23 protein-coding genes and 1 riboswitch are annotated in these 23,073 nt (G+C 45.9%); of the genes, 8 read left to right on the top strand and 15 right to left on the bottom strand.

Features of this window, described 5'->3' with window-relative positions:
* Window positions 1–41 precede the first annotated feature (41 nt).
* From BXP28_RS19895 to gcvH (BXP28_RS19860), 8 genes are all read right to left on the bottom strand, one after another.
* Window positions 42–2,468, bottom strand: coding sequence for a heavy metal translocating P-type ATPase (locus BXP28_RS19895; protein WP_202973276.1), 2,427 nt, complete (start codon window positions 2,466–2,468; stop codon window positions 42–44).
* 94 nt (window positions 2,469–2,562) lie between these two features.
* The gene (locus BXP28_RS19890) at window positions 2,563–2,763 is read right to left on the bottom strand and encodes a copper ion binding protein (RefSeq protein ID WP_023484894.1); all 201 of its coding nucleotides are present in this window, start codon (window positions 2,761–2,763) and stop codon (window positions 2,563–2,565) included.
* 20 nt (window positions 2,764–2,783) lie between these two features.
* The gene (locus BXP28_RS19885) at window positions 2,784–3,092 is read right to left on the bottom strand and encodes a metal-sensitive transcriptional regulator (RefSeq protein WP_023484893.1); all 309 of its coding nucleotides are present in this window, start codon (window positions 3,090–3,092) and stop codon (window positions 2,784–2,786) included.
* A 67-nt stretch (window positions 3,093–3,159) separates the two neighbouring features.
* Window positions 3,160–3,645 carry a dihydrofolate reductase gene (locus BXP28_RS19880; RefSeq protein ID WP_023484892.1) on the bottom strand — a complete coding sequence of 162 codons (486 nt, stop codon included), beginning with the start codon at window positions 3,643–3,645 and terminating at the stop codon, window positions 3,160–3,162.
* A gap of 54 nt (window positions 3,646–3,699) precedes the next feature.
* On the bottom strand, window positions 3,700–4,656 hold the full coding sequence (locus BXP28_RS19875) for a thymidylate synthase (protein ID WP_023484891.1): 957 nt from the start codon (window positions 4,654–4,656) through the stop codon (window positions 3,700–3,702).
* A gap of 29 nt (window positions 4,657–4,685) precedes the next feature.
* Window positions 4,686–4,955 (bottom strand): PfkB family carbohydrate kinase, encoded by a 270-nt coding sequence (locus BXP28_RS19870; protein ID WP_024095264.1) that lies wholly within the window; start codon window positions 4,953–4,955, stop codon window positions 4,686–4,688.
* A gap of 314 nt (window positions 4,956–5,269) precedes the next feature.
* Window positions 5,270–5,704 (bottom strand): universal stress protein, encoded by a 435-nt coding sequence (locus tag BXP28_RS19865; protein ID WP_023484889.1) that lies wholly within the window; start codon window positions 5,702–5,704, stop codon window positions 5,270–5,272.
* A 221-nt stretch (window positions 5,705–5,925) separates the two neighbouring features.
* Complete coding sequence (gcvH, locus tag BXP28_RS19860) at window positions 5,926–6,315, bottom strand: glycine cleavage system protein GcvH (RefSeq protein ID WP_024095265.1); 390 nt, start codon at window positions 6,313–6,315, stop codon at window positions 5,926–5,928.
* A 181-nt stretch (window positions 6,316–6,496) separates the two neighbouring features.
* Window positions 6,497–6,590, top strand: a riboswitch (glycine riboswitch).
* A 339-nt stretch (window positions 6,591–6,929) separates the two neighbouring features.
* Between gcvH (BXP28_RS19860) and gcvT the strand changes: the two genes are divergently transcribed.
* The 4 genes from gcvT (at window position 6,930) to BXP28_RS19840 (ending at window position 11,795) form a co-directional block, all read left to right on the top strand.
* The gene (gene gcvT / locus BXP28_RS19855; RefSeq protein ID WP_023484887.1) at window positions 6,930–8,036 is read left to right on the top strand and encodes a glycine cleavage system aminomethyltransferase GcvT; all 1,107 of its coding nucleotides are present in this window, start codon (window positions 6,930–6,932) and stop codon (window positions 8,034–8,036) included.
* A 40-nt stretch (window positions 8,037–8,076) separates the two neighbouring features.
* A complete protein-coding gene (gene gcvPA / locus BXP28_RS19850) occupies window positions 8,077–9,432 on the top strand; it encodes an aminomethyl-transferring glycine dehydrogenase subunit GcvPA (RefSeq protein WP_036655985.1) in 1,356 nt (451 codons plus the stop codon).
* Window positions 9,429–10,895 carry an aminomethyl-transferring glycine dehydrogenase subunit GcvPB gene (gene gcvPB, locus BXP28_RS19845; RefSeq protein ID WP_023484885.1) on the top strand — a complete coding sequence of 489 codons (1,467 nt, stop codon included), beginning with the start codon at window positions 9,429–9,431 and terminating at the stop codon, window positions 10,893–10,895. The genes gcvPA and gcvPB overlap by 4 nt, the downstream gene beginning before the upstream one ends.
* A 360-nt stretch (window positions 10,896–11,255) precedes the next feature.
* Window positions 11,256–11,795, top strand: a complete 540-nt coding sequence (locus BXP28_RS19840) for a hypothetical protein (RefSeq protein WP_023484884.1) — start codon at window positions 11,256–11,258, stop codon at window positions 11,793–11,795.
* Between the two features lie 141 nt (window positions 11,796–11,936).
* Here BXP28_RS19840 and BXP28_RS19835 read toward each other — a convergent pair whose 3' ends face one another.
* The 3 genes from BXP28_RS19835 to sigI all read right to left on the bottom strand — a co-directional run bounded on the left by BXP28_RS19835 (window position 11,937) and on the right by sigI (window position 15,458).
* Entirely contained in the window at window positions 11,937–13,331 is a 1,395-nt protein-coding gene (locus BXP28_RS19835; protein ID WP_046655046.1) for an ATP-binding protein, read from the bottom strand.
* A 212-nt stretch (window positions 13,332–13,543) separates the two neighbouring features.
* The gene (locus tag BXP28_RS19830; protein WP_023484882.1) at window positions 13,544–14,656 is read right to left on the bottom strand and encodes an anti-sigma factor domain-containing protein; all 1,113 of its coding nucleotides are present in this window, start codon (window positions 14,654–14,656) and stop codon (window positions 13,544–13,546) included.
* Window positions 14,649–15,458, bottom strand: a complete 810-nt coding sequence (gene sigI, locus BXP28_RS19825; protein WP_394804620.1) for an RNA polymerase sigma factor SigI — start codon at window positions 15,456–15,458, stop codon at window positions 14,649–14,651. The genes BXP28_RS19830 and sigI overlap by 8 nt, the downstream gene beginning before the upstream one ends.
* 228 nt (window positions 15,459–15,686) lie before the next feature.
* Between sigI and BXP28_RS19820 the strand changes: the two genes are divergently transcribed.
* Window positions 15,687–16,646, top strand: a complete 960-nt coding sequence (locus tag BXP28_RS19820) for a hypothetical protein (RefSeq protein WP_144029657.1) — start codon at window positions 15,687–15,689, stop codon at window positions 16,644–16,646.
* 245 nt (window positions 16,647–16,891) lie between these two features.
* On the opposite strand, the gene BXP28_RS19815 is transcribed toward BXP28_RS19820, so the two are convergent.
* Window positions 16,892–17,317, bottom strand: a complete 426-nt coding sequence (locus tag BXP28_RS19815) for a hypothetical protein (RefSeq protein ID WP_024095273.1) — start codon at window positions 17,315–17,317, stop codon at window positions 16,892–16,894.
* A 187-nt stretch (window positions 17,318–17,504) separates the two neighbouring features.
* On the opposite strand from BXP28_RS19815, the gene BXP28_RS19810 reads away from it, so the two are divergent.
* Complete coding sequence (locus BXP28_RS19810; protein WP_024095275.1) at window positions 17,505–17,705, top strand: KTSC domain-containing protein; 201 nt, start codon at window positions 17,505–17,507, stop codon at window positions 17,703–17,705.
* 46 nt (window positions 17,706–17,751) lie between these two features.
* Window positions 17,752–19,722 carry a glycoside hydrolase family 15 protein gene (locus tag BXP28_RS19805; protein ID WP_036655983.1) on the top strand — a complete coding sequence of 657 codons (1,971 nt, stop codon included), beginning with the start codon at window positions 17,752–17,754 and terminating at the stop codon, window positions 19,720–19,722.
* A gap of 37 nt (window positions 19,723–19,759) precedes the next feature.
* Here BXP28_RS19805 and gcvH (BXP28_RS19800) read toward each other — a convergent pair whose 3' ends face one another.
* The 3 genes from gcvH (BXP28_RS19800) to leuB form a co-directional block, all read right to left on the bottom strand.
* On the bottom strand, window positions 19,760–20,155 hold the full coding sequence (gene gcvH, locus BXP28_RS19800) for a glycine cleavage system protein GcvH (protein ID WP_023484877.1): 396 nt from the start codon (window positions 20,153–20,155) through the stop codon (window positions 19,760–19,762).
* 144 nt (window positions 20,156–20,299) lie between these two features.
* Entirely contained in the window at window positions 20,300–20,845 is a 546-nt protein-coding gene (locus BXP28_RS19795; protein WP_023484876.1) for a peroxiredoxin, read from the bottom strand.
* Window positions 20,846–21,069: 224 nt separating this feature from the next.
* Window positions 21,070–22,158, bottom strand: a complete 1,089-nt coding sequence (gene leuB, locus BXP28_RS19790) for a 3-isopropylmalate dehydrogenase (protein WP_036655980.1) — start codon at window positions 22,156–22,158, stop codon at window positions 21,070–21,072.
* A gap of 351 nt (window positions 22,159–22,509) precedes the next feature.
* Between leuB and BXP28_RS19785 the strand changes: the two genes are divergently transcribed.
* The gene (locus tag BXP28_RS19785) at window positions 22,510–23,070 is read left to right on the top strand and encodes a YIP1 family protein (RefSeq protein WP_036655979.1); all 561 of its coding nucleotides are present in this window, start codon (window positions 22,510–22,512) and stop codon (window positions 23,068–23,070) included.
* Window positions 23,071–23,073: the final 3 nt, after the last annotated feature.

Genomic DNA, 23,073 nt, shown 5'->3' with positions numbered 1-23,073 from the left:
AAAAAACCGGCTGGCTGGAGCAGCCGGTTTTTTGTTAAGCCTCAAGTACTTTTATAAGGCTGTTTCACTTTTTGCAGCCTTAGCGCGTTAAGTACAACGCTCACGGAACTGAGAGCCATGGCCGCCCCTGCCAGCCATGGAGCCAGAAAGCCTGCAGCGGCAACCGGAATGCCAACCGTATTGTAGGCCAAGGCCCAGAACAGGTTCTGCCTGATATTAACCATCGTACGGCGGCTCATGAACAGTGAATCCGCAATTGCATGGAGATCACCCCGCATCAGTGTAATATCTGCGGCTTCGATGGCCACATCCGCTCCGGTTCCCACGGCCATCCCGATATCGGCGGCCGCAAGAGCAGGAGCATCATTGATGCCGTCCCCCACCATCGCTACACGAAAGCCTTGTTCCTGAAGCCGCTTCACCTCATCTGCTTTACCTTCGGGAAGCACTTCCGCTCGTACTTCTTCAATCCCAACCTGGCGGGCAATAGCTGTGGCCGTCCGTACATTATCTCCGGTTATCATCATGAGACGAAGTCCCATCCCATAAAGCCTTCGGATAGCGGAAGCTGAGGTTTCCTTCACTGTATCAGCGGCAGCGATTATCCCGGCGAACGTACCGTCCACTGCTCCCAGCATGGCTGTTTTCCCCGCTTCTTCCAGCTTGCGCAATGTATCCTCTGCCTGTTGAATATCGGCCCCTAGTTGTTTCATTAAACGGCGGGTACCTACCGCTACCTTATGTCCGTTGACGGTGGCGAGAATACCGTCTCCCGGCACTGCTTCAAACGTTTCCGGTTCAATCAGACAAATACCCCTCTCCTCAATTCCGGTAACAATAGCCTGCGCAAGAGGATGCTCTGAACGTTTTTCGGCAGATCCGACAAGTTCCAGAAATGTTCCCTCGTTGAAGCCGTCAATAGGGATGACGTCTGTCAGTTCGGGTTTCCCTTTGGTCACAGTTCCTGTCTTATCCAGCACAATCGTATCGACTGCCTGCGCCGTTTCGAGAACGTCTCCTCCTTTAAACAGGACTCCCCATTCAGCTGCACGGCCGGATCCGGCCATAATGGAAGTCGGGGTTGCGAGCCCTAATGCGCAAGGACAGGCAATAACAAGAACAGCAATAGCTTTTTCCAAAGCAACGGCAAAATCCCCAGGGGAGACAAAGATATACCAGATGAGAAACGTGAGGATAGCAATCCCTACTACAATCGGCACAAAAATACCTGAAATGGTATCGGCAATCCGCTGGATAGGAGCTTTAGCCCCCTGAGCCTGTTCTACCACTTTTACGATTTGAGCCAGTGCCGTGTCTTTTCCTACTTTTGTAGCTTTCATCCGCAAGGAACCGTTCCTGTTGATGGTAGCTCCAATGACCGTATCGCCCGCTTCTTTTTCCACCGGAATACTCTCTCCTGTGAGCATGGATTCATCTACACTGGATGAACCGCTAATAACTTCCCCGTCTACAGGAATTTTTTCACCCGGCCGAACCATAATTTCATCACCGGTAACTACTTCTTGAACGGGAATCTCGATTTCCTTACCGTCTCTGATCACTACAGCCGTCTTAGCCTGTAGGCCAAGCAAGGATTGAATGGCTTCCGAGGTTCTGCCTTTGGCTAAGGCCTCGAACAATTTGCCCAGGGGGATTAATGTAATCAGAATCGCACTTGTTTCAAAATATAATTCCGGAGCGTGATGACTGTTTGATCCGGCTGATAGAATCGTTTGGTAAAGACTATAAAAATAGGCGGAGGATGTCCCCAGTGCTACCAGAACATCCATATTCGCGCTTTTATTTCGGAGTGCTTTGTAGGCCCCCACATAAAACTGTGCTCCAATAATAAACTGAACAGGCGTTGCCAGAATAAGCTGAATCCAGGGGTTCATTAATATATCTGGTGTCCATATCCAGGAAGTCCACTGAAAATGGCCAACCATGGTCCACAGCAAAGGAACGGAGAACAGCGCCGAAAAAAGCAGCTTCATTTGTTTGCGGCGGATCTCTTGCATTTTATGATCCGTCTTGCCCTCTTCTCCGGCTTTCGGTTCGGCTTGATAACCAAGCTGACTGACCTTATCCAGGATGTCCTTTTCCGTAACCACTCCTTCATAGTATTCGACAGCAGCTGTTTCAAGGGCCAGGTTCACATTTGCCCCGGCAATGCCGGGCATCCGGTTCAGGCCTTTTTCTATCCGGTTTGCACACGCGGCACAGGTCATGCCGGATATATTGAATTCCGCTTTTTTCTTAACCACTCCGTACCCCAGGTTATGGATTTTTTGTTCCACTTCCTCCACTTTAATCTGTCCGGGATCATAAATGACGGTTGCTTTCTCTAAAGCCAGGTTCACATTTGCCTCCTTTACCCCCGGCATTTTACTTACGGACTTCTCAATACGGACTGCACACGCGGCACAAGTCATCCCCGTTACTTCCAGCGTAATTTGTTTGTCGCTCATGGCACTACCTCCCATTATACCCCCCTACCCTATATTGAAGGGGTAAAAAATCCGGCATGCCCTGTTCAGGGCTTCCGGTAGTGTAAGGATCTCTTTATTTCACGTCGTAACCTTGTTCTTCAATGGCTTCTTTGATCGCTTCAAGATTTGCTTTCCCGGCATCATATTCCACTTCAACAGACTTGGTTTCGAGGCTCACTTTGGCCTTGCCACCCGCTTCCTTGACCGCTCCCTCGACTGATTTGACACAATGCCCGCAAGACATGCCTTCCACTTGCAAAGTTACTTTTTCCATGTTTATCTCTCCTTTTACAGTTATTTTATCAGTTTGTTTACGGTAATGAGGAGTTCGTCAATCACTTCAGGCTCCCCATTTTGAATCCGGTTTATGACGCAGCTTTTCATATGATGCTCCAGCAGCAGCTTTCCAACGCCATTGAGGGCAGATTGGATGGCAGCGAGCTGGTTGAGTACATCATCGCAATAAGTATCTTTCTCAATCATTCCTTTAACACCCCGGATCTGTCCCTCAATCCGGTTCAATCTGGTTACGAGGCTATTCTTTGTCTTATCCGAATGATGGCTCTTGCGTTCCAGCATCGGTGATTCATTCGCATGCTCCATACTTCATCCCTCCCTCGTTTCCAATTGTACTATACCCCATACCCTATGTAAAGAGATTCTTTTTCTATTATCCGTCTTTTCTTTCGTAAACTTCAAAGTAATACGTATAAGGATTTCGTTCATCCTTGATTCCCTGCTCGGAAGAGATTTTTACCCATTCCGAAGGAGAAATGTCCGGAAAAAAGGTGTCCGCCTCAAACGTTTCCTCAATCCGGGTGATATACAGCCGGTCCGCACGCGGCCAGAGAAGCCGAAAAATCTCCGCTCCTCCGATTACAAACACTTCCTCCGTAGACGAAACGGCAAGGGCTTCCCGGGGAGAATGAACCACCGTACATCCTTCTGCGCGGTACCCCTTATTTTGGGTTAAAATTATATTTTTTCTTCCCGGCAGCGGTTTACCAATAGATTCATAAGTCTTACGTCCCATGATAATATCTTTTCCCATCGTGACCCGTTTAAAATATTTCAGATCTTCGGGCAAATGCCAGGGAAGCTGATTACGGACACCGATCCCCCGCTGTCTGTCCATAGCTAACATATAAGAAAGCATGTGATTGTCCCTCCTTATTTTCCCGCCGGTTGTTCTGCACGATTCCTCCGGGCTTTATACAGCTACCGGAGCTTTAATAGACGGATGCGGATCGTACCCTTCCAGGCGGATATCCCCCACTACAGCATCAAATACAGAAGAAACCTCCGGATTAATATAAAGGCTTGGCAGCTGTTTAGGTTCACGGCTGAGCTGAAGCTTTACCTGGTCTACATGATTGGAATAAACATGAGCGTCACCCAGCGTATGAATGAATTCTCCCGCCTCAATCCCGCATTCGTGGGCAATTAAATGGGTGAGCAAAGCATAACTGGCTATATTGAAAGGAACCCCCAAGAAAATATCCGCACTCCGCTGATACAATTGACACGATAACCTGCCCCGTGTCACATAGAACTGAAACAGGGTATGGCAGGGCGGGAGAACCATGGACGGAATATCTTCTGGATTCCAGGCAGAGACAATCAGCCTCCGGGAATCAGGATTAATCTTGATGGTATTTATGATATCCCGCAGTTGGTCGATGGTTTGGCCGTTAGAGGTTTTCCATGCCCTCCATTGTTTCCCGTATACATTTCCCAAATCCCCGAATTCCAGGGCAAATTGCGGGTCCTTCAGAATTCGTTCCGTAAACTTATTCATCTGCTCTTCATATTGAATCAGGAAGGCTTCATCCCTTTGAGAGCGGAGGCCGAAATCCGTCATATCCGGCCCCTGGTAGCTAGAGCTTTCCACATAATGTTTAAAAGCCCACTCATCCCAAATGTGGTTATTATGTTCAAGTAAATATCGTATATTGGTATCTCCCTTGATAAACCAAAGCAGTTCACTGACAATCAGCCGGAAAGGTATCCGTTTGGTCGTGAGCAGCGGAAACCCTTCCTGAAGGTTAAATCTCATCTGATACCCAAAAAGAGAGACCGTTCCTGTACCGGTGCGATCCTCTTTTATTTCTCCGTGCTCCAGTACGTGGCGGCAAAGTTCCAAGTAAGCCTGTTCGTTTTTACTCATAAAAGTCTCCTGCTCCTTCCATCTTCTTGCTACTTAACTGGTTGTCTACAATATTGGCAAATCATCTGATGTTGGTTAACCAGTTTCTCTCCAAATGCGTCAGAACCGACAGCCCCCAGCATGTTCACTACCGTACCGGACAAGGAAACCGCAACCGCCTGATTGGCCCCCTTACCTCCGGGGCAATAGCTTGTCTTCATCGCCGGAGTTGTCTCTCCAGGCTTTGGAAAGTTCCGAACCTGCTGTACCAAGTCCATATTTAAGCTGCCAATCACCGATATCTTCCCACTTATCGCCAATTTTCTCACCTCCATACTGCCCGTTCGAATAAAAAGTCCTTCTTATTTTAGCATTGAAAGGGGCTTTGAGCTAATATGAAAAAACTGCCGGATAAAAGGTTAAAACCCTTCACACGGCAGCTTTCTTTGATCAAAACTCTTTATGACATACAAGAAAACCAGCTTTCCTTCAAGATCCGGATCACATTATCCAAAGCAAGTTTAGTAGCGTACTTGCATTCTTCCAATCCTTCAAATTCTATGGACTGCCTGAAGATAAAACCCGTGGTTCTCGACGCTTGTTGTGATTCCGTACGTTTTTATGATATTTCGGCTTATTTCACAATTAAAACAGGAATCTTGGCCCGCTGTACAACGTTATGGCTGACGCTTCCCAAAATAAATTCTCGGATAGGACCGAGCCCGCGGCTTCCCATCACAATCAAATCATAATTGCCTGCTTCCGTATGTTTCAGAATCTGCTCGGCCGGGTTCCCTTTGAGCAGTTCCACTTTTACCGGATTAGGAAGCTCTTTAAGCTCCTCCCTAATTTCCTGGAGCATTTGTTTGGTTTCTTGTTCAATTTCTTCTTCATAAGTCGGCGGAGCCACTACAAAAGCAGATCCCATAATGGAGGAAGGCAGATACAGCACATGAATGACCTCAAGAGCAATATCCGGATCTCTTTTGGCATACTCTGCCGCTTTTTTTAAAGCCTTTTTGGAAAGATTAGACCCATCATAAGCTACTAGGACATGTTGGAAACACATTATTCTTCATCTCCCTTCGTAACAGAAGACCCTGTTTCTCACTGAATAACTTTGACTGCGGCCTGATAATCTCCTTCCGTTCCCGAAAGGATTCCTTGAACTTTTTATGAAGTTCAAAATGATAATAAAAAAGCCCCTTTAGCAGGAAAAACGCTTTGGCAGCAGTCTTATTCCAAATCTTAAAGGGACTCTAGCAACATGTGGCTTTTGGCCCGCGGGTTTTATTCTCCGTCGGTAAATGCCTGGTATTGCTCAGCCGTAAGCAGTTCCTTCAAAGCTTCGGGAACGGATACTTCTACCTCTGCAAGCCAGCCATCTTCATAAGGGTTCGTATTTGCCACTTCCGGAGAAGTTTCCAGAGTCTTGTTTACACTCTTTACCACACCGTTCACGGGACAGAAAATATCCGATACGGTTTTAACAGACTCTACGCTTCCAATGCTCTCATCAGCAGTCACGTTAGCCCCTTCCTGCGGAAGCTCCACAAATACGATATCTCCCAGCTGTGCCTGGGCAAAATCGGTAATTCCGATGCGTACCAGATTATCGGAAAGTACTTTCACCCATTCATGTTCTTTGGTATATAACAGATCAGGTAACACTTGGCTCACTGCACTAATCTCCCCTCTGCTTGTTCAAAGTTTGATTTAAGAGTAATCCAACGAAAAGACCAAAGTCAAGTCATACTGTATATTACGGATCTCTGTTAAAGAAAGTTCTATTGACAAATGGTCCCAGAAAAGCATAATAATAAAGATAGTATGATTGCTTACACAATCACAAATCGGGCGAATGAAGGTGCAGGGAGAGATTGCGCATGGACGTAACGCCGAAGGAGTAAGCCCAGCGGGGTGAATCTCTCAGGCAAAAGGACCTGTACCGGACGCATCTCTGGAGAGTTCTGCTGCCGCTTTTTATACGCTAAAATCGCCTGCCCGGCAGACAAAAAAAGCTAGGGGCAGAGTAACAGCAGCAAGCCTGGAGCAGACACCAACGGGGAAACTTGACCGCGGGCATCCCCTGCCTGTGGTGAAGGTAACTCTCAGGTAACAAGGACAGAGCAAAAAGTATGTCTTATTTGGACTGCATACTTTCTGCTCTTTTTTGCGTGCATCGAATTTATCTTCTTTTGTTTGGAACGTGCTTTTTTCCCCGAATCAGATGGATATCTGAACGATGAAACGGTTGAATCTTTTTCAAATACGCTAAAGCAAAGGATGATTTTATGTTAAAACGAACTCCCCTCTACCCCGTTTACGAGCAGTACGGTGCAAAACCGATTGATTTTGGCGGCTGGGAACTGCCTGTACAATTCTCCGGCATTCAAAGGGAGCATGAGGCTGTCCGCAGCCATGCCGGACTTTTTGACGTTTCCCACATGGGCGAAGTGTTTGTTTCCGGCCCTGATTCTCTATCCTTCCTTCAACATCTGACTACCAACGATTTAAGCAAAATTCAAGACGGACAATGTCAATATACCCTTATGTGCTATCCGGACGGAGGAGTGGTCGATGATCTTTTAATTTACCGTCTTAGTGAACACAAATATATGGCGGTTATCAACGCCTCCAATATTGAAAAAGACCTTGAATGGATACAGCAGCATAATAAGTCGGGAGTAAAACTCGATAACGTTTCGGACCGGACCGCACTTCTCGCTCTTCAAGGACCGCTTGCCGAAACTGTACTGATGAAGCTGGTGGAACCGGGTCAACATGAGAAAATCCGTGAGCTGAAGCCCTTCCGTTTCGTCCAGGATGTCGCCGTTAGCGGGAAGCGTGCCATTCTTTCCCGGACCGGATATACCGGAGAGGACGGATTTGAGCTGTATGTGGAAAGCGGTGATGCGGTTTACCTGTGGAACGAACTGCTGCGGGTCGGAGAACCCGAAGGGCTGATTCCTGCGGGCCTGGGTGCACGCGATACACTTCGTTTCGAAGCACGGCTTCCCCTATATGGACAAGAGCTCTCTGCTGATATTTCACCACTTGAAGCCGGTTTATCTTTCTTCGTCAAGCTTGACAAAGGAGATTTTATCGGACGGAAAGCGCTTTCCTTACAAAAAGAGCAGGGTGTTCCCCGCAAGCTGGCAGGTGTGGAATTACTGGAACGGGGTATTCCCCGGAGCCATTATCCGGTATATGCAGACGGTAAACAAATCGGGGAAATCACTACAGGTACCCAATCCCCAACCCTGAAAAAAAGTGTAGGGCTTGCTTTAATCGACAGTGCTTACTCGGCCCTGGATACTGAGCTGTATGTAGAGATTCGCGGCAGGCAGATAAAAGCCAAAGTAGTCAAAACCCCATTCTATAAACGGGCAGGCAAGTGACCTTCCAGGACACAGCCGAAGAGAGGAGATCGAATCGATTATGTTGCACCGATATTTACCGATGACAGAGCAGGATCAGACCGATATGCTGAAAACAATCGGCATCACTTCCATTGATGAATTATTCGCAGATATCCCCGAGGAAATCCGTTATAAAGGACGACTCCGGGTTTCCGAAGCCATGGACGAACAGGCTCTCCTTCGCTATATGCACCGTCTTGCCGGGAAGAACGCCGATACTCAGCGGCATACTTCTTTCCTTGGAGCCGGTATTTATGATCACCATCTTCCGGTCATCATTAATCATGTAATTTCCCGTTCTGAATTTTATACAGCCTATACGCCTTATCAGCCTGAAATCAGCCAGGGAGAACTTCAGGCCATCTTTGAATTTCAATCTTACATTTGTGAATTGACCGGCATGGCTGTTGCCAATGCTTCCATGTATGACGGTCCGACCGCACTTACGGAAGCGGGTGCACTCGCCGCCTCCGCAACCGGACGCGGCCGAGTCGTGATCTCCCGCTCCGTTCATCCGGAAGCAAGAAAGATCCTAAGGACTACCGCCCCCGGGTTGAATCTTGATATCGCCGAGATTCCGGTCAAAGGCGGGGTTACCGACCTGGAATCACTCGCTTCCGCGATCAGCAGCGATACTGCTGCCGTAATCGTACAATCACCGAATTTCTTCGGGTGTATCGAAGATATCAGGGCTGTGGAACCGCTGATCCACCAGGCAGGGGGACTGCTTGTGGTGAGCGCCAACCCGCTTACACTCGGACTTCTGGAAGCACCGGGCAAGCTAGGAGCCGATATTGTAGTCGGAGATTGTCAGCCGCTTGGCATTGCCGCTTCACTGGGCGGTCCGACCTGCGGTTACTTCGCCGTCACGAACAAGTGGATGCGCCGTATGCCGGGCCGGATCGTCGGCCAGACCGTGGACCGCGACGGAAAGCGTGGTTTCGTGCTTACCCTGCAAGCCAGGGAGCAGCACATCCGCCGTGAGAAAGCGACAAGTAACATTTGTTCAAACCAGGCGCTTCTGGCCCTTTGTGCCTCGGTCTATCTGTCCGCTATGGGCAAACAGGGGATTCAAGAGGTGGCCAGGCTGAATGTACAAAAGGCCCATTATGCAGCCGCCAGACTCGAAGAAGTAACTGGTATCAGCCTTGCTTTCAAGGAAGACAGTTTCTTTAATGAATTCGTGATCAAATTGCCGGAGGGAACAGATTTAACCGCCCTTAATCTGAAGCTGCTGGAAAAAGGTTTCATCGGCGGCTACGATCTGGGGCTGGACGATCCCGCTCTGAAGCATCACATGCTGATTGCCGTAACTGAGCAAAGGACAAAAGAAGATATCGATCAATTTACGCAAGCATTGGAGGGTCTGTTATGAGCGAGAACAAACACGACAAAGCGCTTATTTTTGAAATGAGCAGCCCGGGCCGGGTAGGATATTCCCTTCCTGACTGCGATGTTCCGGAACAGGATTTGGACAGCCTGATCCCGAAAGCTTTGCAGCGAGAGAAACCTGCTGAGCTTCCTGAAGTATACGAAGTGGATGTCATCCGCCATTATACTGCCTTGTCCCGTCGTAACTTCGGAATTGATAACGGTTTTTATCCGCTTGGCTCTTGTACGATGAAATATAACCCTAAAATTAATGAGGATATAGCCCGCATTGCCGGATTTGCCCATATTCATCCTTATCAGCCTGAAGAATCCATACAGGGAGCGCTTGAGCTTCTATACAATCTGCAGCAGGATCTTGCCGAGATCACGGGCATGGATCAGGTTACGTTGCAGCCTGCTGCCGGGGCGCACGGAGAATGGACCGGATTGATGATGATCCGCGCTTATCATGAAAGCCGTGGAGAAAAGCGGACCAAAGTCATCGTTCCGGATTCCGCTCACGGGACGAATCCTGCCAGTGCTTCCTCCGCAGGCTTTGATACGGTGACGGTAAAATCAAACGAACGCGGACTTGTAAATCTGGATGAGCTTAAGATCGTAGTTGGTCCGGATACGGCAGCCCTGATGTTGACTAATCCGAATACACTGGGACTGTTTGAAGAAGATATAACGGAGATTGCCCGAGTAGTCCATGAAGCCGGAGGCCTCCTGTACTATGACGGGGCTAACGCCAACGCTATCATGGGTATCACCCGTCCCGGAGACATGGGCTTCGATGTGGTTCACATGAACCTGCACAAAACGATGAGTACCCCTCACGGCGGCGGGGGGCCCGGTGCCGGTCCTGTCGGGGTAAAGAGCAGACTGATTCCGTATCTTCCCGCACCAATCGTAGATAAAAGAGAGGACGGAACTTTCTATCTCAATTCCGATTTTCCCGAGTCTATCGGACGGGTTAAAAGCTTTTACGGAAACTTTGGCATTCTGGTGCGCGCCTATACTTATATCCGGACATACGGGCCAGATGGACTGTGTAAAGTATCGGAATATGCCGTATTGAACGCCAACTACATGTTAAAGCGGCTTGCCCCTTATTTTGATGTACCGTTCAACCGCTTCTGCAAACATGAATTCGTGCTTTCCGGTACCCGCCAAAAAAAGCTGGGTGTAAAAACGTTGGACATGGCCAAACGGCTGCTTGACTTCGGTTATCATCCGCCTACCATTTACTTCCTGCTTAATGTGGAAGAATGCATCATGATCGAGCCTACGGAAACTGAAAGCAAAGAGACGCTGGATGGCTTTATCGATACCATGATTAGAATCGCCAATGAATCCGAAGAAAACCCGGAACTCGTCATCAATGCTCCGTATACAACAACCGTAAGCCGTCTGGATGAGGCTGGGGCAGCCCGCAAGCCCATACTGAACTGCAGCTGCGGGTAATCATGCCGGGCTGCTTATAAGCAAACCACTCCTTAAGGGTGTATTCCCGCCTGAAAGGAGTGGTTTTTTATAGCTCCGTTTTATATCTCCGTAATTCCTCCGGAATGGTGTTTCCAAAGGGCCTCAACCAATTGATGAGGGCAATACGGCATCGTTAGATGCCTCTATGTTGGAACCGGGCAGAAATCCATCCAAATTTTAAGCACCTTGTCCGAGCTTTCCTGCCTTGTTGTCCTGTGCTACAATGTTTTTATTATTCGAATCAATTTCATAAAACAACTGGCAGGCGTTTTGAAATTGATTCATTCATTCTAAGACTACTGGCGGTGATCTCTTATTAAAAAAAGAGCTGTTTATATCTTGCTTTTTATCCTTCTATTCGGCAGTTTGATCGGATTTGCTTTTTGGTTTCAATCTCACCTTTTCATATATGCGGCAAGTGCTGTTCCTCTTATTATTGTTCTGCTTCTTCCAAGCAAGTCGAAGAATCAGCTCCTGCAAAGCAATTCCAAGAAATTTAATATCAGGTTGGAACGGACACCCCCTTTGGAACTTGCTCCTATGGGATTCCTGTTTGCTACTTTCCATCCTGATCTCATTGATCGCAAGAAAAGCACGCTGTATATTAAGCTGGAGGATGCCGAATGGGTCCATGAACCTCATGTCCCTTATCGCCAGACTCTACTGGTAGAAATCGCTCCTGAACAGCTGCGCAGGCATGGCAAACATAAAAGTTGGATTGGTATCCCTATACATGATCTTTCCGCCTGTTTGTCCTCAGCAGCTTCCCCTTCGGTACAGCCGGAGTCCATACGCATTTCCATTCCCCTGGAGAATTTGGAACGGATCAACTCCGGACAAATCATCCGCACAAGAAAAAAACATCACACTTCTGCGTAATGGTCCGCTTGAATATCATAAAGAAAACCGCTTCTTGGAGCGGTTTTCTTTATGAAGCATTCCCTGCATTCTCCTTAACCGGTTAAGGTGCTAATCATGTATTGGACGAAGAAGGAAGCGCATACAAGGGGCGGTTCCAGCTCATTTCAGAAATCCGGTTGCACAGTTAGCCATGCCCCCTTCCAATGGCAGCTCAATGTTAAAAACCGTTCCCCGGCCTTTCTCGCTTTCCGCTACAATGGTCCCTCCATGATTTTTGATAATGTTATAGCTTACAGACAACCCAAGCCCGGTCCCTTCCTCTTTTGTTGTAAAAAACGGATCAAACAGCCTGGAAAGAGTATGTTCATCCATGCCTGGTCCGTTATCCCTCACTTGTATAAAGGCTTGCTTTTCTTTCTTCTTGGCTTTGATTTCAATCATTCCCTGCTGGCCTTCCCCTGATGCCGTCAGGATTTCAACCGCGTTTTTGACTAAGTTCGAGAATACTTGCTTCAACTGCTTGGTATCCACCCTAACCCATAAATCCGAATCCGCCTCTGTAATTTTGATTTGGCACCCCCGGAGTAATGCTTCGCTTTCAAACAGCATCACCACTTCTTTAAGCAAGGAAGAAATAAGAATTTTTTGCTTAACGGGCTTGGTAGGCTTCGACGAATTTAAAAACTCATAAATGATATCATTAGCCCGGTCAATTTCATCAATAATAATTTTCCCATAATCCTCCTTCCCCAGTTTGCTTAGTTCCGGCTGAAGAAGTTGAATAAATCCCCGTATCGATGTAAGCGGGTTACGGATTTCATGGGCAATAGCCGCAGCTATCTTGCCAAGCATGGCCAGCTTATCATTATAGTATGCGGATTGCTCGATTTTCTTAAATTCTGTTACATCCTTAACACTTATCAGAATGTCTCCGTCCAATTCATCGTCAAATTTAGCCGTAACCAGAAGGTGCCTGCCCCGTAAATTGGTAACTTCCTGAAAAGGGTTCCCTAACACGATCATTTCTTTGTACAGCTTATACAGAAGCCTTTTCGTGCTTTTTCCCAGATCCGGATGACGGATCAAATGGTAAAAATGATATCCTAAAATACTTCGTCTGGGAATCCCCAGAAATTGACCAAGTTTCACATTCGCAAAAGTCAGGTAGCCATCTTGATCAAACAAGGCGATTCCGCTATCCATATGTTGCAGTACATTTTCATATTTGCTTTTTACCGTCCGGGCTGAATGTTCACTTTGCAGCAGCAGCTCTCTCCAGTCCGTGGCGGCGGCAGCTTCTCTGGATCCTATCCGGCAATAAGCAATCAATTCCATAAGGAACAGGAAAGATTTATGATACATACGAAGCGCTTCTTCTGCATCTGCATGACGGATGATAGACAGCATACATTCTTCATGCATGGCAATGAGGTCTTCCGGCAAGTACGCCGTCAGTACGGGACCTAAAACAGACCGGTAACCCATACTGTCTTCACTTCCACCCGTCACAAATTGGTGTAAATGTTGAAGGTAAAGCTGACGAATATCAGTCATTTTGCTCCTCCTTGCTTTGACATTTAGAATAAGGCGGGAGTATGAACAGGATAGGCTCTTCCTTTCAAAACATATGTATTCAAGCGCTTGATATATCCAATTACATGATTATGGAAATGATTGTATCACACTATTTTCCAGAAGACGATAGATGCCCTAGGACTAGACAAAATAAGACAAAAAAGCCCCGGAAGGGGGCTTTTCCCGAAATTTTATTTTAACGAATCTTCAGAAGGCTTTGATTTTGAATCCGTGGGTGTTTTATTAGGCTGCCTTGGTTTCAGCTTTGTGGCCTCCCCGGAAGAGGGGGTCGGCGTAGGTTTTTGGGTTTGCCCGGTTTTGTCCTTTTCCTCATTTATATCGTCTTTCTGGGGTTCAGGAATTGTCGTTTGATTTCCATCCTGACCTGCTTCCATCCCGGGTTTGGCCATTCCGCCTTCTGTCAGATCTTTTTCTTGCTCCTGCTTCTCCTTCACCCGTTTATCCAGTTTGCCGGTCCGCTCGTCATCCACAAGCTCCCGAAACCCGGTTTTGGTTAAAGCTACATCCTGGCTCACCCATTTTTGAATTCCACCGTATTGGGCAGCCAGCTTATAAACAGATTGCTCCTTGAAATCATCCAGAGAAAGGTTGGTTCCCTGGTTTTTTGCATTCAAATAAATAGCATATTTACCAGCAGAGATTCCCTTAAGAGCCGCGGCTTCCCTTAATTCATTAGGAACAGAGAAAGCCGTAACCGTGAACCCGTTCATCTGGTCCTTATGCTCTGTTTCCAAATAACGGTTTACGCTATCCTTGAGGTCTTTGGCCAGCAAGTCATCGTCCAAGGATTCTTTATCCCCTACCAGGGTACTGGAAATAATAATATCCCCTTCCGATTTGCCAAGAGCACCTTTAGAATCATCAGCCACTTCTAAAATTTCCCTTACCACTTCCTGGAGTGTCTTTCCCTTATAGGTTATCATGGAAATCAGCTTTTCCCCGTCTTTATTCAAACCCGTGGCTTCAAGTACAATCTCTTTTTTATCAATACCCACTTCTATACTTGGATTGATATCCATGGAGACATAGGCCACAACCTGGGGTCCTGGGACAAGGCCGATCAAACCCGTTGCCAGGATTACGAAAAGAAACACAGCTGCAGTTAAACTTGAGACCAGTTTCCAATTGAACGTACGCTTTTTAATAAGACTTTCTTCAGTGAAACTTACTTCTTCCCCAATCTCTACTTCTCTAGTTCCCCGAGGAATTCGGTTGAATATTCCGTTTGGCTGCATCACGATGAGTGTATTGCCACTGATCTCCATGACAATTCCTTTATTCATACGCCTCTCTTCTTTCTTTCGTGGTATGATGATCCTCTTCAAGCTGAAGATAATCTTTCAAGTAGGGATAAGGACCGTGACAAATCAACGCTACAGCGATCAGAAATTTCCGGTTACGCTCAAGCGTTTTTCGCGACACGCTGACTTGTCCAAGTAATTCTTTGATCGGCAGTTGACGCTTTTGTTTTAAGAGGCGCATTAATTCAATATCTTCAGAAAGCTGTTTTCCAATGGCAAACAGCATTCTCCTGGAATCCTCATGTTTAGGTGAAACTTCCACCAGGTCGAGGAATTGGATAGAGTATTCTGACAAACACCGGTTGAAATCGATGATTTCATTTCTGCGTTCTTCCGTTCCTTTCTGCAAGTCATAATAATCCAAAGCCTGGTGAATTTCGACAGGATTGATAAGGTGATCTTCCTCATCCTCTTGTTCGAATGAACTGTATGGAATTTGGTTCTTAAATTTCTGTTCCTTTCTCACATGATCAATCAAACGCCGACGCATTACCGTTTCAGCGAATCCGAAAAAAGAACGGCCCATCTCACTTGAGAATTGATTGATCGCTTCATTAAAAGCGGCTAAAGCGATACTGTACTCGTCATCTCTTGTCGGATCGATATATCGTTTGCAAAAACGGCTGGCCACCTTCGCAATAAATGGCTGATAATTAATGATAAATTGATTTCGCAGCTTTAAATCCCCTTGTTGTATCCGAAGTATGATCTGCTCAGGCTGCTGGGTTTGGGCAGAATTGGGGTGGGTTGTCTGACGTTTTCCTAGAAACTTTTTTAACGGCACCAGTAACACCGCTCCACCTCATCACTATCAATAAATTTCGAAATCCCGAAAATAATTACGGGGGTAATTTTCATTTAATAATGCTTTATTATAGCACACCCTGTCCATTGTCAAAATAAAAAAGTTTCCTTCTTTTACCATACGCAAAACCGACAAAAACCGACTTTTTTCACCGAAATCGTATGGGGTAAGTACTTTCAGGAGAGAATGGAGGTTCAATGCCTGATTATGTTAACCCAAACGAAACGTTGTCTGTTTTGCGAACAAACGGCAGAAGCTGAGGTAACTGAGGAGGAGATCCGATTCTCCCGGTGCATTTGTTGTCCCGAAGGCAGCTACCTTATCACCAGGCAGGCCTTGGAATATTTAACCGATCTTCCTATTCATGAGCAGAGGGGACGGTTCTATCTAATCTCCGGATACATTAGAGAGTGTTCGGAAGAAACTCCAGAGGTGCGGATCGATGAAGAAAATGTCGACAGCATTCATGTTTCTCCGATGGTTCCAGTTACGCTGGATGAGAAAATGGATAAATGCCTTCATTACTTGTACCGTGCTTGTAACGGCACCAGTAAAACCCTTGAGTTAAAACACCGGGGGGCCTCTTTTAACATCACGTATTCTCCAAATCAGCAGGAGTTTATATATATTCTTGAAGAATTAAAGACCCGGAAATTAATAGAACGGTTCGGATTCCGTCTTCAGCTCACCCCTGAAGGGATTCAGGAAGCTAAAGAACTATACGGGGGCAAAAGATTGCTTCCCTGCCTTGTCGTAATGGCGGAAACCGGTCCTTTCCCTCAAGGATTTCACGGTCAACTTGCTATGACTTTACAAGAATGCGGTTATAAAGCCAGTTCCCTGCTGATCGAATCAAACGGGAGCTTTGAAAAAATCAATGAGCAGGAACCGGAAAGTGCCTTCATCAAAGATCAGATGGAACAGGCTGAACTCGTTCTGTTTGATTTCACTCTTCCTTCCCCGGATTCCTACTATTCAGCAGGACTCGCCAGGGGACTTGGTTGTAAAACCGTGTACAGTATACGAGAGGGAGAGCTTGCGGAAAGCCCCTCCTGGGTTCGCCGGAACAGCCCTATGGTATGGTCTTCACCGGAGGACTTTTTAGAACTTCTGCAAGAAAAACTGCACTTACTTGAGGAAGAGGAAGACGCAGTCCAATCCGTCTAGCCCAAAAAAACAGCCTTTCTAAAGGCTGTTTTAGTTTTCATCTGCAGGAATCCGGCCAAATCCGCGAATCAAGCAGACTTTTGGAAGTAATGCGGCATAAATCATTTCAAGCCACCGCTCTCCCGTCTGTGATAGTTACCAACGGCAACCTCTGACCCCTGAACACATTCCATGAAATTTTCTCACCATAAAAAAGCCCGCTGAAGTACACTCAGCAGGCTTTTACTCTTAGTATCCTTATATCCTTAAAATCCATTAGCAGCTTTTTTCTTTAGAAGCTTACTTTTCCGGTTACTTAATGTTTGAAGGCGCTTTTTGAGCTGACCCTCCCACTGACCATCATCCAACGCTTTACTTACCGTGAGCAAGTCCAAAGCCATATCGATTTGGGTTTGTACCACTTCCAAAGGCTCTTGCTGTTCATGATTGACGCAATTTTCATATAAGAAAACGTCATCTTTCATTTCTATATATTGTACGAAATCCACATCGCTCGCCCCATCACCATGAGCATATTCCGCCAGAATCTCGTATTCATTTTCTACTAAATAATGTACTTCTACACGATGGCAAACCGGGCAAAACAAAATAGGGACATTATGGATATTAGTTCGGATATGTTTAAGGGTGCCTTTCGTCCCAATCATACTGGCTCCACAGCAAAAACTCATTATTATCCCCTCCCATGTAAAAAGAAACGGCTTGCAACTAGATAAATAGCCACGATAGTTTCGAATGTGATTATTTTACACCAAATGTATTCTGAAATACAAAAGAAAATTCCTCCTGTAAATCCTTCTAACCCCTGTTTTTTCTTCATACATTGAAGTAATTTAACATTGACAGGAGGTATCAGATTTGTCCCAGATCATATCCATCTGCTCCAAACAAATTGCTTTCATTTCTTATGACGAGCAAACCAAAGAGATGATGGTGCAATATCATACCGGACGGACTGAATATTACTCCGGTATCCCTAAACAGGATTATGTCGCTATTCTTCACTCTACCAACCCTTATGACAGGCTGGTTCAGCTTACAACTTCCCGTCCTCTATGAAGGCAATAAAAATAGTCAATGAATTTTGCTTAAGGAAGTGATGGTTATGCCAAGACATCTCGTGGTTGGTAATGGTAAGATGCTAATTAATTTGGATCAGCATGCCTATATCCGGGACCTGTACTATCCTTATGTTGGACAATTAAACCATGTAGGCGGGTACCAATGCCGGATCGGCCTGCGGGTAGACGAAACCTTCAGTTGGCTTAGCGATGATACCTGGGACATTCATAACGGATATTTGGAGGATTCACTGGTTACGGAAGTAAAGGCCGTACATCACGGCCTCGGAATTACCGTCCTGATGAATGACGCTGTTCATCAAAGAGAGCATATTTATTTTAAACGTGTTGCTCTTTATAACCACCGGGAACAGGAAAGAGAGATCCATTTCTTTTTTAACCAGGATTTACAAATTAACGAAACGGAAGTCGGGGACACCGCAGCCTACTATCCTTCCAACCACACGATTTTCCACTATAAAAAAAACAGATATTTCATGTTTAACGGAACAACCGGATGCGAGGGCATTTACCAATATACAACAGGAGTTAAACGGTTTTATCATGCGGAAGGCACGTGGAGGGATGCAGAGGACGGATACTTAATGGGGAACCCCATAGCTCAAGGCTCTGTAGACAGTACCATCAGTTTCCGTTTAAAATTGGCTTCTCACGGATCAGGAAAACTATATTATTGGATGACAGCAGGCCAAAATCTGGAGGAGGTCGTCTCTCTGGATCAATATGTCCGTGAGAGCGGACCGGACAAACTTTTGAACCGGGTGCAGGTGTACTGGCAGCGATGGGTTAATAAATCCGACCGGTACTTTGCCGATTTGACCGATGACATAATCCGTCTTTATAAGCAAAGTTTGCTGATCGTACGGTCCCAAACCGATGTAAACGGAGCTATCATAGCTGCCAATGACTCCGACATTATGCAAAGCAACCGGGATCATTACAGCTACATGTGGCCAAGAGATGGTGCTCTTATAGCTCATGCCATGTCCAAAGCAGGGTATTCCGGCATGATGGAACCGTTCTACCGGTTCTGCGCCAGGGCGCTTTCCCGGGAGGGCTATTTACTCCATAAGTATAATCCGGACGGAACTGTTGGTTCCAGCTGGCATCCTTATGTACACGGAGGGGAAGAACAGCTTCCGATTCAGGAAGATGAAACGGGACTGGTTTTGTTCGCCCTTTGGCAAGACTATCTTCAACATGAGAATCTGGAACTGGCCCAGTCGTTATACAGTACCCTTATTCGGCCAGCCGCCCGTTTTTTATGCAGTTATATAGAAGAAAGTCTTTATTTGCCCAAGCCAAGTTACGATTTATGGGAAGAACGGTACGGGATTTATACTTTTACGGCCTCAGCCGTATATGGCGGGCTAATAGCTGCAGGTAACTTTTGCAGCCTTTTCGGGGATGAGGAACGAAGGGCCCGTTATCACGGAACAGCCGAAAAAATCCGCTGCGGAATTCTGGAGCATCTTTGGGATGTTCAGACAGGCAGATTTATACGTGGATTATTTAAGGAGTATGGAAAATGGCATAAAGATCGGACACTGGAAAGCTCGGTATACGGCATTTTTGCCTTTGGCGTACTTCCCCCAGATGATGATCGTGTAATTCGGACGATGGAAGCTAACCTGCGGGGACTTTCTATTCAAACTCCAATCGGGGGGATCAGCCGCTATTATAACGATTACTACTTCCAGCGTTCGTCAGATATCCAGCAGGTGCCCGGAAATCCGTGGATAATCTGTACTCTATGGATGGCGGAATGGCAGACTGAAATGGCTTCAAATCTGAGTGAGTTAGACAAACCAAAAGAAACTCTGGAATGGGTAGTCCGCAATGCCATGCAAAGCGGCATCCTGCCTGAACAGCTGGACCCTTATAGCGGGGCCCCCGTTTCAGTAGCCCCTTTAACCTGGTCCCATGCTACTTATGTATTAACCGTAAACAAATATGCAGCTAAATATAAAGAACTGAAAGCTATAGGAAAATAAAAAAATCTGGCAAAGGATTCTTCCTCGCCAGATTTTTTTATTCCCCTCTACAGGTCGCATAAGCTTCCTGGTAGGTTTTTGCATCCCATAATTTTTCCATCTCTTCCGGACGGCTCATTTCAATTACCAGTATCCATCCATATTCGTAGGGAGAGGTGTTAATATGCATTGGATTGGACGCCAAAGCCTGATTGACCAGTACAACCGTACCGGATACCGGGGCGATAATATCCATATCCTGTTTTGCGGATTCCACCATGCTCATATAGAGGCCTGTCCGAACCTTCTCCCCAAGGGGAGGAAGCTCCGCAAAAACCACAATACCCAACTCTTCCTGTGCGTATTCCGTAATACCAATCATGGCCCGGTTACCGTCGATTCTTACCCATAAATGATCAGGAGTATAAAGCAAATGCGCGGGCATATCCATCATGAAGAACTCCCCTTCCTAGTTGCCTCTTATATTGAGTATATCAGGAAGAAGAAGATGAAAAAACCTCTTCCCTGCCGCAGCAGAAAAAAGGTTATAGAAATGAAGGATACGTCCTGTACGTAAATCAGCCTATCCCTTACAAGCTTAGACTTCCAGGTTTTTGTCCCCCGGTTTCCAGTTCATTGGGCAAAGACCACCAGATTGCAGGGCTTGCAGAACGCGAAGTGTTTCTTCTACACTGCGGCCTACATCATTATGGTTCACCACTTGATATTTCAGCTCACCTTCAGGGTTGATGATGAACAGTCCGCGAAGGGCTACGCCTTCCTCTTCAATCAGGACACCATAATCGCGTGCTACGGACTTAGTAATATCGGAAGCGATCGGGAAGTTCACTTTTCCAAGACCCCCGTCATTCTTTGGAGCATTGATCCAAGCTTTATGGGAATGAATGCTGTCTGTTGAAACAGCCAGAATTTCCGTATTCAGATCTCTGAATTGAGCAGCCGCATCACTGAGTGCAGTGATCTCAGTCGGACAAACGAAAGTGAAATCAAGTGGGTAGAAGAAGAATACCAGCCACTTGCCTTTATAGTCGGAAAGGGATACTTTACCAAAGCCGGTAGCATCACCGTGTGCAGTTTCCATAGTAAAATCTGGAGCTTTTTTGCCTACTAAACGTTCAGCCATTTGTACAATTCCTCCTTCAAAAATGGTTCATTTCAATCTGTTTCGATCGTATCATTTGCCTAGAAGAAAGTCAATATTAAATCAAGTATTATATTATAATTATTATAAATCGTCCATAATTTTGGTTGAAAATGGTTATTCTAATATTTAAATCTAGTTGGTATAAGGGTTTTAAAAGAAAAAGACCTTAAAGTGGTGGAGACTTTAAGGCCTTCTTCTTTCCCCTATTTGTTATGTTTTTTCATCACCCCGATAATCAGATCACCCATCTTTGCCGTTCCTAATGCTTTAGAGCGGTCTATGGCAATATCGCCTGTACGGTGTCCGGCATCGAGTATTTCTTTAACCGCGCGCTCGATGCAGTCCGCTGCTTCGTGATACCCGAAGGTCAGACGGAACATCAGAGCTACCGATAAAATGGTGGCAATCGGATTAGCAATACCTTGCCCTGCGATATCGGGGGCCGATCCGTGAACGGGTTCGTAGAGGCCAAAGCTTCCTTCCCCGAGAGAGGCTGAGGAGAGCATTCCGATTGAACCGGTGAGCATGGCCGCTTCATCACTCAAAATGTCACCAAACATATTCTCGGTAACAATGACATCAAAGCTGGCCGGGCGGCGAAGCAACTGCATCGCGCAGTTGTCGACGAGTACATGCTCAAGTTCAACATCCGGGTAGTCGGCTGAAACCCGATTCACGGTCTCCCTCCAAAGGCGCGAGGTTTCAAGTACATTGGCCTTATCTACGGAAGCGAGCTTCTTCCGGCGAGTGCGTGCGATGTTAAAGGCTTGGCGCACGATGCGCTCAACCTCCTGAACGTTGTAGACGCAAGTGTCGACAGCCTCCTGACCGTTCTCTGAATTGCGGCGGAGCTTCTCTCCGAAATATATTCCGCCTGTAAGTTCCCGGACCACGATCAGGTCGGTTCCCTCCAGCACTTCAGGCTTTAAGGTAGAGGCTTCCTTCAAGCAATCAAATACAACAGCCGGTCGAATATTGGAAAACAGACCGAGGGCTTTACGGATTCCGAGCAGTCCTGTTTCGGGTCGCAGATCTTTGGGATTGTTGTCCCATTTGGTCCCGCCAACCGCCCCCAGAAGCACGGCATCCGCTTGTTGACACAGCTTCAATGTATCCTGAGGCAGCGGAGTTCCTTTCTTGTCAATGGCAATGCCACCAAAAATGCCGTGTTCCGTTTCAAACCGGTATCCGAATAGTTCTTCGGTACGCTTTAGCACTTTCTCGGCTTCTGCTACCACTTCAGGGCCAATACCGTCTCCTGCAAGGATTGCTATTTTTTTTGCGTCTGCCATCTCTCGTTCACTCCCCATTGTTACTTCGCTATATCTAGTTGTATCATATTTGCCATTAGTTGACTAAGATATAAAAGCTATTACTTTTATAGGATAAACCTATAAATCCTTTAAAAGAACTTTTTCTCCCGGAATATCCTAAAGACCAGATTAAGGTTAAGTATCCTGATGAGATGTCTTAAGACATATTTCATCTGGATATTGACTAATCCGTTTTAGCACCTTAGAATTACAAATATATACCTGTAATGTAAAAATATATAAATTCAGAAACTCATTTCGCTTTAATTAACGATTTAGCCGCAAATGTTTTACATCGATTTCCTTAATAAGGAGGTAAAACTTAATGATATGATTGAGAAAATAAGTAACAAAAAACTGGTTTTCTTAGCTGTTATCTCCATTTTGCTTTCTGCCATTCTATTTCAAGTAAGTATTTATGAAAAAGTACTCGAAATCTATCACTCCTCTGCCAAACAACATGACCTTCCAGATATAGATGGCGATATTATCCAAATTGTTGTGATTGCCATCCAAGGATTCTCTGTTCTTGCCATTTTCATTGAACTTTTAATCGGTGGTTTTTTTCTTTATCTGATTGGTTTTTTTTTGGGCTCAAAAAAACCGAAAAAAACTTACCTCCTGCTTTACACGCTTACCACTTTAGTTACTTCTTTTAAAATGCTTGTTATGGCAACCGTTAATGTGTTTACGAATGATCCTAGTTTAATCTATTCATTAAAAGGCAGCGGACTCTATTTGTTCGATCCATTTATTATTCTATCCACTATTATTCTATATTTTTTAAGTGGCAAGTTAACGGATCTGAATAAAAATAAAAGAGTTGTCCTGGCCTTTAGTTTTCTTATACTCAAAATATTGTTAATAACATTCAGTACAGGGGGAGAGTAAGGT

Source organism: Paenibacillus larvae subsp. larvae, from assembly GCF_002003265.1.
Lineage (GTDB): Bacteria > Bacillota > Bacilli > Paenibacillales > NBRC-103111 > Paenibacillus_H > Paenibacillus_H larvae.
This window is presented reverse-complemented; position numbering and strand designations above follow the sequence as displayed.

What these genes read in the sequence shown, in the direction of transcription:
- BXP28_RS19895 (WP_202973276.1), bottom strand. Translation starts at nt 2,468, where the DNA reads ATGAGCGACAAACAAATTACGCTGGAAGTAACGGGGATGACTTGTGCC.
- BXP28_RS19890 (WP_023484894.1), bottom strand. Translation starts at nt 2,763, where the DNA reads ATGGAAAAAGTAACTTTGCAAGTGGAAGGCATGTCTTGCGGGCATTGT.
- BXP28_RS19885 (WP_023484893.1), bottom strand. Translation starts at nt 3,092, where the DNA reads ATGGAGCATGCGAATGAATCACCGATGCTGGAACGCAAGAGCCATCAT.
- BXP28_RS19880 (WP_023484892.1), bottom strand. Translation starts at nt 3,645, where the DNA reads ATGCTTTCTTATATGTTAGCTATGGACAGACAGCGGGGGATCGGTGTC.
- BXP28_RS19875 (WP_023484891.1), bottom strand. Translation starts at nt 4,656, where the DNA reads ATGAGTAAAAACGAACAGGCTTACTTGGAACTTTGCCGCCACGTACTG.
- BXP28_RS19865 (WP_023484889.1), bottom strand. Translation starts at nt 5,704, where the DNA reads ATGTGTTTCCAACATGTCCTAGTAGCTTATGATGGGTCTAATCTTTCC.
- gcvT (WP_023484887.1), top strand. Translation starts at nt 6,930, where the DNA reads ATGTTAAAACGAACTCCCCTCTACCCCGTTTACGAGCAGTACGGTGCA.
- gcvPA (WP_036655985.1), top strand. Translation starts at nt 8,077, where the DNA reads ATGTTGCACCGATATTTACCGATGACAGAGCAGGATCAGACCGATATG.
- gcvPB (WP_023484885.1), top strand. Translation starts at nt 9,429, where the DNA reads ATGAGCGAGAACAAACACGACAAAGCGCTTATTTTTGAAATGAGCAGC.
- BXP28_RS19835 (WP_046655046.1), bottom strand. Translation starts at nt 13,331, where the DNA reads ATGACTGATATTCGTCAGCTTTACCTTCAACATTTACACCAATTTGTG.
- BXP28_RS19830 (WP_023484882.1), bottom strand. Translation starts at nt 14,656, where the DNA reads ATGAATAAAGGAATTGTCATGGAGATCAGTGGCAATACACTCATCGTG.
- BXP28_RS19820 (WP_144029657.1), top strand. Translation starts at nt 15,687, where the DNA reads ATGTTAACCCAAACGAAACGTTGTCTGTTTTGCGAACAAACGGCAGAA.
- BXP28_RS19815 (WP_024095273.1), bottom strand. Translation starts at nt 17,317, where the DNA reads ATGAGTTTTTGCTGTGGAGCCAGTATGATTGGGACGAAAGGCACCCTT.
- BXP28_RS19805 (WP_036655983.1), top strand. Translation starts at nt 17,752, where the DNA reads ATGCCAAGACATCTCGTGGTTGGTAATGGTAAGATGCTAATTAATTTG.
- gcvH (WP_023484877.1), bottom strand. Translation starts at nt 20,155, where the DNA reads ATGATGGATATGCCCGCGCATTTGCTTTATACTCCTGATCATTTATGG.
- BXP28_RS19795 (WP_023484876.1), bottom strand. Translation starts at nt 20,845, where the DNA reads ATGGCTGAACGTTTAGTAGGCAAAAAAGCTCCAGATTTTACTATGGAA.
- leuB (WP_036655980.1), bottom strand. Translation starts at nt 22,158, where the DNA reads ATGGCAGACGCAAAAAAAATAGCAATCCTTGCAGGAGACGGTATTGGC.
- BXP28_RS19785 (WP_036655979.1), top strand. Translation starts at nt 22,510, where the DNA reads ATGATTGAGAAAATAAGTAACAAAAAACTGGTTTTCTTAGCTGTTATC.